We start from the raw sequence: 9,290 nt of genomic DNA on the forward strand, positions 1-9,290 counted from the left end.
GGCAAAAGTGCCTCTGAATCGTGCAATCCGCCCGCCGGAGCCGGAATCAGAGGCAAAAGTGCCTCTGAATTGCTCATTGTCCTTTACTCAAGTCGCATCACCCTGCGCTTATGCAGCATCCGCCCTTACCCGAGCCCGTGCGCCACTCACCCGCAGCTTGTCCCGATCCAGCTACGCACATTGTCCAAATTTAAGGATAAGCTGTTGTTATTTTTTGCAGAGAGGGCTCGTATACATAGCAGTACAAACTGATCCTAGTTGTTGAAAGGGGCAATGATTAATGAAATCTATGACAAAAGTCCGTGCGCTGTCTGCGGCTTGCCTGCTCACGGTTCCGATTCTGCTGTCCGGCTGCGGCCTGTTCGGTTCGGAGTCTGCAGCGGTGGATCCGCCGCCGGAGGAGATTGAGGCGCAGATGCTGGAGCTCAGCGACGGCACTACGCTTGATGCTGGAGTATTCGGACCAGTGGCAGGGAATACCGCCGCCGGGGAGATAACCAGTCAGCCGGAAGCCATCGCACCCGGAGAGCGCACCACCGTCTACCTGCAGGACAGCAACGGGCTGCTGACCCCGGTTTCGCTTAAGCTGCCTGAAGGGGACAGCAACGCCATGCTTACAGATTCACTAACTGCACTGGTCACCCAGGGCGCATATGCCTCAACTGTTCCTGAAAGCTTTGAGGGTGTACTTCCCGCCGGCACACAGGTAGAGAGTGTCTCTGTAGACAAAGATAAGCTGGCGGTGGTTGAATTCAACGCGGCATTTAATGATTACAAGCCGGCAGATGAACGCAAAATTCTGGAGGCCATCACCTGGACACTGACCGGACAGGAGGGCATCGAAGGCGTACAGCTGTGGGTTGACGGCAAAAAGCTGACCGAAATGCCGCTCCAGGGCACACCGCTGGATCATCCGCTGTCCCGCTCATTCGGCATTAACCTGCCGAGAAACGGACCGGTGCTGATGAATTCATCTGCGGTAACCGTTTATTTTTCCGCAGCAACGCCTGACGGCACTCACCAGTATTATGTTCCGGTTACACGCTTTGTACCCGCCGGAGAGGACCGGGTGAAGGCTGCGCTGAATGAGCTGATAGCCGGACCGGAATCGGCTAACGGACTGGAGATGGTGATGACCGGGGGAACCGCGCTTGAAGGAGTAGAAGCCGGACAGAACGGGGTAGTAACAGTGTCGCTGACAGATGATATGTTCACGGATGCCCGGAATGTGCCGGAGGAAATGCTGGAATCCGTAGTGCTCACAGTGGCGCAGAATGCAGGCGATGCTCCGGTCCAGATCCGCCTGAACGGGCAGGAGACGGTAACCGGAACGGATAATGTCAACTACGGCCAGCCGGTATCGGCGCCGGAATATGTGAACGCACTGCCGCTGTAAGAAGTTTTTACCTAGCCAAAAGATGCTTTTGCGCTTGTACTTTGGTAGAATAAAGCTTGCTAAGCAAAAAACGGATAATGCCCTTCCCGGGTGTTATCCGTTTCGCGCGCAAAGGCGTTAATGTAAGCTTTAGCTACTTAAGATGCAGGAGGCAGACTATGACGAGATCAAACGGGCGTAACAGCGACCAGCTCCGGCCGCTTACGATTACAACCCAAACTAATAAATATGCAGAGGGCTCAGTACTGATTGAGATGGGCGACACAAAGGTTATTGTAACCGCAACAGTGGATGAGAAGGTTCCGCCGTTCCTGAAGGGCCAGGGCAAAGGCTGGGTAACCGCCGAATATTCGATGCTGCCCCGGGCAACCCAGACCCGTAACCAGCGTGAAGCGGCACGCGGCAAGCTGACCGGACGGACGATGGAGATCCAGCGGCTGATCGGCCGGGCGCTCCGCTCGGTAGTAAATCTGCAGGCGCTGGGCGAGCGCAGTATTACGCTGGACTGCGACGTGATTCAGGCAGACGGCGGTACGCGGACAGCCTCGATTACGGGAGCTTTTGTAGCAATGGCCTTTGCCATTAACAAAATTGCCCTACAGCACAAGCTGAGCGTATTCCCGATTACAGACTACCTGGCTGCTATCAGTGTCGGTGTGGTGGGGGACAAGGCGCTGCTTGACCTGAACTATGAGGAAGATTCCAAGGCAAAGGTCGATATGAACGTGGTGATGACCGGCGGCGGTGCTTTTGTCGAGCTGCAGGGCACCGGCGAAGAGCGTCCGTTCACACGCCGGGAGCTGGATGAGCTGCTGGGTCTCGGGGAGAAGGGCATCCATGAGCTGATCGCGGTGCAGAAGGAAGTGCTCGGTCCGATCGCGCTCAAAATCCCTTCCGGCCAGCCCGGCCAAGAGGTGTAGCATGAGTAACAGCGGCGGCATCCTGATTGTTGCGACGAAGAACAAGGGCAAGGTACGTGAGTTCCAGCATGCTTTTGCCCCGCTCGGCCTGACCGTTAAGAGTATGTTCGACTACCCGGAGCTTCCGGATGTAGTGGAGGACGGCAGCACCTTTGCCGAGAATGCGCTCAAGAAGTCCAAGGCAGTCGGCGAAGCCCTCGGGTTGCCCGTACTGTCGGATGACTCCGGCCTGTGTGTCGATGCGCTGGACGGCCAGCCCGGTGTGTACTCTGCCCGTTACGCCGGGGAAGGTGCGCAGGATGAGGAGAATAACCTCAAGCTGCTGAGCGAACTGGAGCGGATGAAGCAGGGTGAGGATACCGGCCAGCCGCTGCTTAGCACGGCTAGGTTTGTCTGTGCGTTATCACTTTATGATCCGGCCGACGGCTCGGAGCTGACAGCGGAAGGTACGGTGGAAGGCTGGATTACCTCGGAGCCTGCAGGCGCCGGGGGCTTCGGTTATGATCCGCTTTTCTACCTTTCCGAGTATGAGAAGACAATGGCCGAGCTGACGCTGGAGGAGAAGCAGAAGATCAGCCACCGCGGAACCGCGCTGCGTCTGCTGACGGATAAGCTTGCTGCCAAGCAGGCCAATAACGGGTAATATCCCCGTACACATTAAACAGATGACTCTGTCTGCCGGATAGGCGGCCAGGGTCTTTTTATGTTTTTTTGTAAGTTGTCTTTCCCCTTTGAGCATAAGATGAATTTATCCCCTGATTACAGAAATTTACCCCTGGCGGTTCCCGCTGTGATGCCTGAGAATTAGAATTACCTTCATCTCTTAATGATGTCAGAATACTCCAGTTCAATGCCTCCTAACTCTTCCAATCCACCAACTACCTGACAGCAGGATAAACCGTATCACCACCGTGTCCATAAGCCAGCCGGCGTAATTACAGGCAACAGGGCAATTTCATGCGCTTTTTGCAGTATCTCATCTATTAACAAGACTACCGTTGCATTGCTAGAAAGGCAGAGTGAGGGTGAATCCAGATCCGGGAGCGGGGTGAGCTGCCAGGCGTCGCTATTTCTTGTCCATGAAGAACGATGAGCTGTGAGAATGAACCGGGGAGGTAATATTTGCATGCTGAAAAAGAAATCACGGAAGTCTGTTGCGCTGGGGCTCGCGGCTGCTTTGTTTATTACGCTTTTTGCCGCACTCGGCGGGAGTGTCAAGACGGCTAAGGCCGCAGGGAACGATTATAAAATAGTCGGTTATTATGCGTCCTGGGCTGCTTACGGACGGGCTTTTAATGTAGCGGACATCGATGCCACCAAAATGAATGTAATCAACTACGCCTTCGCCGATATCTGCTGGAACGGGGTGCATGGCAATCCGGACCCGACCGGCCCGAATCCGGTCACCTGGACCTGCCAGAATGAGCAGGGGCAGGCAATCAGTGTGCCGAACGGTACAATCGTACTGGGCGATCCGTGGATCGATGCCCAAAAAAGCTTCGGGGATGACAAATGGGATGATCCGATCAAAGGCAACCTGAAGCAGCTGTGGAAGCTGAAGGAGAAGAATCCAAATCTGAAGACGATGATCTCTGTCGGCGGGTGGACCTGGTCGAACCGGTTCTCTGATGTGGCGGCAACCGCTGCTGCCCGTGAGGTGTTTGCCAATTCGGCGGTTGATTTTATCCGTAAATATAAGATGGACGGCGTCGATCTGGACTGGGAGTATCCGGTCAGCGGCGGACTCGCCGGCAACAGCTACCGCCCCGAGGATAAACAGAATTATGTGCTGCTGCTGCAAAAAATTCGTGAAAAGCTGAACGCGGCAGGTACCGCCGACGGCAAAACCTATCTCCTGACCATCGCCTCCGGCGCCAGTCCCACATACGTCCAGAACAATAATCTGAGCGGGATTGCAGCGGTTGTGGACTGGATTAACATCATGACCTACGATTTCAACGGAAGCTGGAATACAACGACCGGACACAATGCGCCATTATATTATGATCCTGCAACAGCATCCACCGGGCTTACTGAGCCGCAGAATTATAATATCGACAAGGCGGTAACCAGCCATCTTGGCGCAGGAGTTCCTGCAAGCAAGCTGGTGCTGGGAATGCCGTTCTATGGACGGGGCTGGGGCGGTGCTCCGGCTGCAGGCAACGGGCAATACCAGGTATCTGCCGGTATATCCTCCACAGGCACCTGGGAGAAGGGCAATTATGATTTCAATGATCTGGAAGCCAATTATATTAACAAAAACGGCTACACCCGTTATTGGAATAACGTAGCCAAGGTGCCTTATCTGTATAATCCTTCGACTCAGACCTATATCAGCTACGATGATGCGGAATCCCTGGGCCATAAGATCAGCTACCTGAAGGCTAAAGGACTGGCCGGAGCCATGTTCTGGGAGACGAGCGGCGACCGCAACCGGACGCTGCAGAATAAGCTCAGCGCTGAGCTTGGCGGCGGTGTAATTCCGACACCGACCCCAACCGCGACAATAGCACCGACCGCAACGCCGACAGCTACACCGACCGCGTCGCCCAAACCGAGCACCAGCCCTACGCCGACAGTAGCACCAACTCCAACCGCCACCCCAACGGTTACGCCCAAACCAAGTGTTAGCCCTACTCCGACACCGACAGTAGCACCGACGCCGACACCCACACCGGGACAATGCACTGCAGCGGCCTGGAGCGCAGCCGGTGTGTATACACAAGGCCAGCAGGTTTCCCACGGCGGCTACGTATATGAAGCCAAATGGTGGACGCAGGGCGACCGGCCTGATCTGAGCGGCGCTTATGGGGCATGGAAGGTAATCGGGGTCTGCGGCAATGCGACCGCCACACCTTCACCTGCCGCGACCGCTACACCTGTTCCAACGGCGGTGCCTACCCCGGCCGCTACAGCAACACCGGGAGCCGGTGCATGGGCGGCAGGCATCGCTTACAAAGTAGGGCATACAGTTACCTATAACGGGTCCGCATATATCTGCCAGCAGGCGCACACCTCGCTTGCCGGGTGGGAGCCGGCAGCTGCCCCTGCCCTCTGGAAGCTGAAATAATACCAGTTTAACCGTCAGTATAAAGAGCCTGCGGAGAGAACGGCTTCTCCGCAGGCTTTTTATTTTGCAGAACAAGATGTGCTGCAGGCGGAGCAATTGAATTGTATTCATAACCTTCCGTGGCTTGAAATATAATAAAAGTGCCTGCTTTTGTCCCTTTCGGGAAAAATGATGGAACGCGCTGCCGTTTTATTCGTTTATAGTAGTATATAGCGGAAGGTGGTGAGATCACCTATGGTTCCATGGGTGCTATGGTTAGTCGCGGCCGGTGTTCTGCTTTTAATTGAAATGTTTACGTTTACTTTTTATTTGTTCTGGCTTACGATCGGTGCAACGGCGGCGCTGCTTGTATCGCTGATCTGGCCGGAGGCGATTCTGCTGCAGGTGGCGGCAGGCGCGGTAGTAACGGTTCTCCTGACCGTTTTCTCCAAACCGCTGGTCGCCAGGTTCAAGCATTCCCGGGGGTTCGAGGACATCGGGACAGAGATTACCGGGCGTCAGGGTATTGTCGTTGAGGCGCTTGAACCGGGGCGTTACGGCCAGGTCAAAGTCGGCGGCGATACATGGAGTGCAGTGTCAGGCGAGGTGCTGGCGAGAGATGAATTAGTCAGAGTTGTCCGCAGAAGCTCCACTATTATTGAAGTAGAACGATGGGAGGAATACAGCTGATGGATTCATGGGTAATTATCGGGATTATTATTGCAGTCGTAGTCGTTTTTGTGGCACTGACGATCAAAATCGTACCGCAGCAGCGTGTAGGGGTAGTCGAGCGGCTCGGAAAATTTCACCGGCTGCTTACACCGGGGCTGAACATTCTGATTCCGGTCATTGATCAGGTGCGCACGTATCACGATCTGCGGATTCAGCAGGCGAATGTGCCGCCTCAGACAGTTATTACGAAGGATAACGTTCAGGTACAGATTGACACCATTATCTTCTATCAGGTAGTGGGACCGGAGCAGGCGACTTACGGTATTTCTGATTATGTATACGGGGTTCGCAATATCTCCACGGCAACCATGCGGCAGATTATCGGTAAGCTGGAGCTGGACGAAACACTGTCCGGACGTGAAAAAATTTCGGCGGACATCCGGCTGGCCCTCGATGAAGCAACCGAGAAGTGGGGCGTGCGGATAGAACGCGTTGAGGTTATTGACATCAAGCCGCCGCTGGATATCCAGGAAGCCATGGATAAGCAGATGAAGGCGGAACGCAGCAAGCGCGCGATTGTGCTGGAGGCGGAAGCCGCCAAGCAGGATATGATCCTGCGTGCGGAAGGTGATAAGCAGAGTAAGATTCTCAAGGCTGAAGGTGACAAGGAAGCGCGTATCCGTCAGGCTGAGGGCTTACGTCAGGCACAGGAGCTGGAGGCACTCGGCCAGGCCAAGGCGATCGAGGCGGTAGCCGAGGCCGAGAAGGCGCGGATTCAGCTGATCAGCACCGCCGGGCTGGATGAGCGGGTACTGGCGTACCAGTCCTTTGATGCGCTGACCGAAATATCCAAAGGACCTGCCAACAAAGTATTCCTGCCTAGCAGCACAGTTGAGACCCTGGGTGCGCTCGGAGCAATCGCCGAAGTATTCAAGGCAGGCAAGGATGGCAAGTAAGCAGCAGAAGGTTTTACAATTGCGGCACATTTTTGTTAAAGTAAAAGCAAACACAAATCTAAGTGGTTGCTTATGCGGCAAACTTTAAGGAGCAGATACTGTGACGCAAAAAGAAATTTCTCCGCTGGTAGCAGCGCTGGGGCTTGAAGCCCACGTTGAGGGCGGATGGTACAAGAGATTATGGAATTCATCCTTCGAAATTCCCCAGGAGACGCTGGGCAGTAACTATTCAGGAGCCAGAGCATCGGCCTCCTCCATTTACTTCCTGCTTCATCCGGGTGAAAAGTCGGAATGGCACACCGTGCTCTCCGATGAAATCTGGCTGTGGCATTCCGGCAGTCCGATTATCCTGAGCCTGGGCGGCAGCGGTGCACAGCCTGAGAACGTAACTGAAGTTGTGCTCGGCGCCGACATATTAGCCGGACAACAGCCGCAGGTCGTTATTCCTGCAGGTGTCTGGCAGGCCGCGCGGCCGCTCGGTGATGAGCCGGTGCTAGTCTCCTGCATCGTATCACCGGAATTCAGCTTTGATGATTTCAAGCTGATCGATTAATCATTTAAGAGAAGCGTCTGCTGCGGTTGCGGCAGACGCTCTTTTTATTCGGGGTCACGCAGGAGCACCTAAGTCAGCATACTTGTAAAGGTCCTGCTTGCTTTGAGAATTTGTGCTGATATGGTTGAGTGCGGACAAGTGGAATAGCTGGAGGTCATGGCATTTTGGTAGCGCTGCCGCAATCTGTTATAATCTTGTTGAATCCGGGCTGATTCCCCAGCCATTTTTTAGGTTATAGAAGTTTGATCACAACAATAGGCTTGGAGGGTTAACAATGAGCGAATTAAATGGACCATTTTCGGGCGGACCGACGCTGAATGACGGGGCAACCATGCCGTGGCTGGGCCTGGGCGTGTGGCAGACCAAGGACGGCGAAGAGGTTATCCAGGCAGTGAAGACAGCAGTTGAAACAGGCTACCGCAGTATTGATACGGCAGCCGGATATAATAATGAAGAGGGCGTGGGACAGGCCATCCGGGAATGCGGAGTTCCGCGGGATGAGCTGTTCATCACGACCAAGGTGCGTAATCCTGATCAGGGATATGAATCGACACTTAAGGCTTTTGAAGTAAGCCGCAAGAAGCTGGGTCTGGATGTTATTGACCTGTATCTGATCCACTGGCCGGTTAAGGGCAAATACCGGGACACCTGGAAGGCGCTGATTCATCTGCAGAAGGAAGGGCTCGTCAAATCCATCGGCGTCAGCAATTTCCAGGTGCATCATCTGCAGGATATCATCGACGATACCGGCGTGGTGCCGGCCGTGAACCAGATCGAATTCCATCCGCTGCTGACCCAGCGCGAGGTGCTGAAATTCGCCAAGGCGCATGATATTCAGGTAGAGGCCTGGAGCCCGCTGATGCAGGGGAACCTTGAGCTGCCGCTGCTCAAGGAGCTGGCTGAACGGTACGGCAAGACAGTAGCACAAATTGTGCTCCGCTGGGACCTGCAGCAGGGCGTAATCACGATTCCTAAGTCAGTGCATGCTGAACGGATTGTGGAGAATGCGGGCTTCTTTGACTTCACGCTGAGTGACGATGATGTACAGGCCATTGAGGAGCTGAACCAGAATCACCGCTTTGGTCCGGACCCGGATAACTTTAATTTCTAAGATGGCTGCAAGAGCAAGCTGAACGTATGCAACCAACGAATGTCAGAGGGCAAGCTGAACGTACGCAATCAACGGATATCAGAGAGCAAGCTGAACGTACGCAATCAACGGATGTCAGAGAGCAAGCTGAACGTACGCAACCACGGATATCAGAGGGCAAGCTGAACGTACGCAATCAACGTACACGGCTTGCTCTTTGTGCTGCACCTGCAACCGTTCCTGGTAACTCGGGGCTGTGCCTGTCTCTGAGGAATCAAGAGGAAATAGTTGAAAGCTTGCAGCCAATCTAACGTGCCGAAATGAAGGGCAAAAATGCCTTTGAATTCGCCTGTACAGCTCAAATGGGCGAAATGAAGGGCAGAAATGCCTTTGAATTCGCTAGCATAGCTCAAATGGGCGAAATGAAGGGCAAAAATGCCTTTGAATTCGCCAGATTAGCTCAGATAGGCGAAATGAAGGGCAGAAATGCCTTTGAATTCGCCAGCACAGCTCAAATGGGCGAAATGAAGGGCAAAAATGCCTTTGAATTCGCCTGCACAGCTCAAATGGGCGAAATGAAGGTCAGAAATGCCTTTGAATTCGCCAGCACAGCTCAGATAGGCGAAATGAAGGGCAAAGGTGTCCATAGATTGA

Annotated in this window: 9 protein-coding genes; all 9 read left to right on the top strand. The window is 54.1% G+C overall.

Annotation, left to right across the window (positions count from 1 at the left end; genetic code table 11):
• Positions 1–280 precede the first annotated feature (280 nt).
• A complete protein-coding gene (locus BN3772_RS30290) occupies positions 281–1,396 on the top strand; it encodes a GerMN domain-containing protein (RefSeq protein WP_042204507.1) in 1,116 nt (371 codons plus the stop codon).
• A gap of 158 nt (positions 1,397–1,554) precedes the next feature.
• On the top strand, positions 1,555–2,316 hold the full coding sequence (gene rph, locus BN3772_RS30295; RefSeq protein WP_042204508.1) for a ribonuclease PH: 762 nt from the start codon (positions 1,555–1,557) through the stop codon (positions 2,314–2,316).
• A 1-nt stretch (position 2,317) separates the two neighbouring features.
• On the top strand, positions 2,318–2,959 hold the full coding sequence (locus BN3772_RS30300; protein ID WP_042204509.1) for an XTP/dITP diphosphatase: 642 nt from the start codon (positions 2,318–2,320) through the stop codon (positions 2,957–2,959).
• Positions 2,960–3,442: 483 nt separating this feature from the next.
• Positions 3,443–5,386 (top strand): glycosyl hydrolase family 18 protein, encoded by a 1,944-nt coding sequence (locus BN3772_RS30305; RefSeq protein WP_209443725.1) that lies wholly within the window; start codon positions 3,443–3,445, stop codon positions 5,384–5,386.
• 234 nt (positions 5,387–5,620) lie between these two features.
• Positions 5,621–6,055 carry an NfeD family protein gene (locus BN3772_RS30310; RefSeq protein ID WP_042204511.1) on the top strand — a complete coding sequence of 145 codons (435 nt, stop codon included), beginning with the start codon at positions 5,621–5,623 and terminating at the stop codon, positions 6,053–6,055.
• Positions 6,055–6,993 carry an SPFH domain-containing protein gene (locus BN3772_RS30315; protein WP_042204512.1) on the top strand — a complete coding sequence of 313 codons (939 nt, stop codon included), beginning with the start codon at positions 6,055–6,057 and terminating at the stop codon, positions 6,991–6,993. Before BN3772_RS30310 ends, BN3772_RS30315 begins: the two co-directional genes overlap by 1 nt.
• A 100-nt stretch (positions 6,994–7,093) precedes the next feature.
• Entirely contained in the window at positions 7,094–7,546 is a 453-nt protein-coding gene (locus tag BN3772_RS30320) for a cupin domain-containing protein (RefSeq protein WP_042204513.1), read from the top strand.
• Between the two features lie 274 nt (positions 7,547–7,820).
• Positions 7,821–8,657: an aldo/keto reductase gene (locus tag BN3772_RS30325; RefSeq protein WP_042204514.1), complete on the top strand. Its 837-nt coding sequence runs from the start codon at positions 7,821–7,823 to the stop codon at positions 8,655–8,657.
• 299 nt (positions 8,658–8,956) lie between these two features.
• Positions 8,957–9,290, top strand: a 334-nt coding sequence (locus BN3772_RS30330) for a hypothetical protein (protein WP_042204515.1), incomplete at its 3' end; no start/stop codon positions are given.

The organism is Paenibacillus camerounensis (assembly GCF_000723885.1).
Taxonomy (GTDB): Bacteria; Bacillota; Bacilli; order Paenibacillales; family Paenibacillaceae; genus Paenibacillus_AQ; species Paenibacillus_AQ camerounensis.

What these genes read in the sequence shown, in the direction of transcription:
- BN3772_RS30300 (WP_042204509.1), top strand. Translation starts at nt 2,318, where the DNA reads ATGAGTAACAGCGGCGGCATCCTGATTGTTGCGACGAAGAACAAGGGC.
- BN3772_RS30290 (WP_042204507.1), top strand. Translation starts at nt 281, where the DNA reads ATGAAATCTATGACAAAAGTCCGTGCGCTGTCTGCGGCTTGCCTGCTC.
- rph (WP_042204508.1), top strand. Translation starts at nt 1,555, where the DNA reads ATGACGAGATCAAACGGGCGTAACAGCGACCAGCTCCGGCCGCTTACG.
- BN3772_RS30305 (WP_209443725.1), top strand. Translation starts at nt 3,443, where the DNA reads ATGCTGAAAAAGAAATCACGGAAGTCTGTTGCGCTGGGGCTCGCGGCT.
- BN3772_RS30325 (WP_042204514.1), top strand. Translation starts at nt 7,821, where the DNA reads ATGAGCGAATTAAATGGACCATTTTCGGGCGGACCGACGCTGAATGAC.
- BN3772_RS30310 (WP_042204511.1), top strand. Translation starts at nt 5,621, where the DNA reads ATGGTTCCATGGGTGCTATGGTTAGTCGCGGCCGGTGTTCTGCTTTTA.
- BN3772_RS30315 (WP_042204512.1), top strand. Translation starts at nt 6,055, where the DNA reads ATGGATTCATGGGTAATTATCGGGATTATTATTGCAGTCGTAGTCGTT.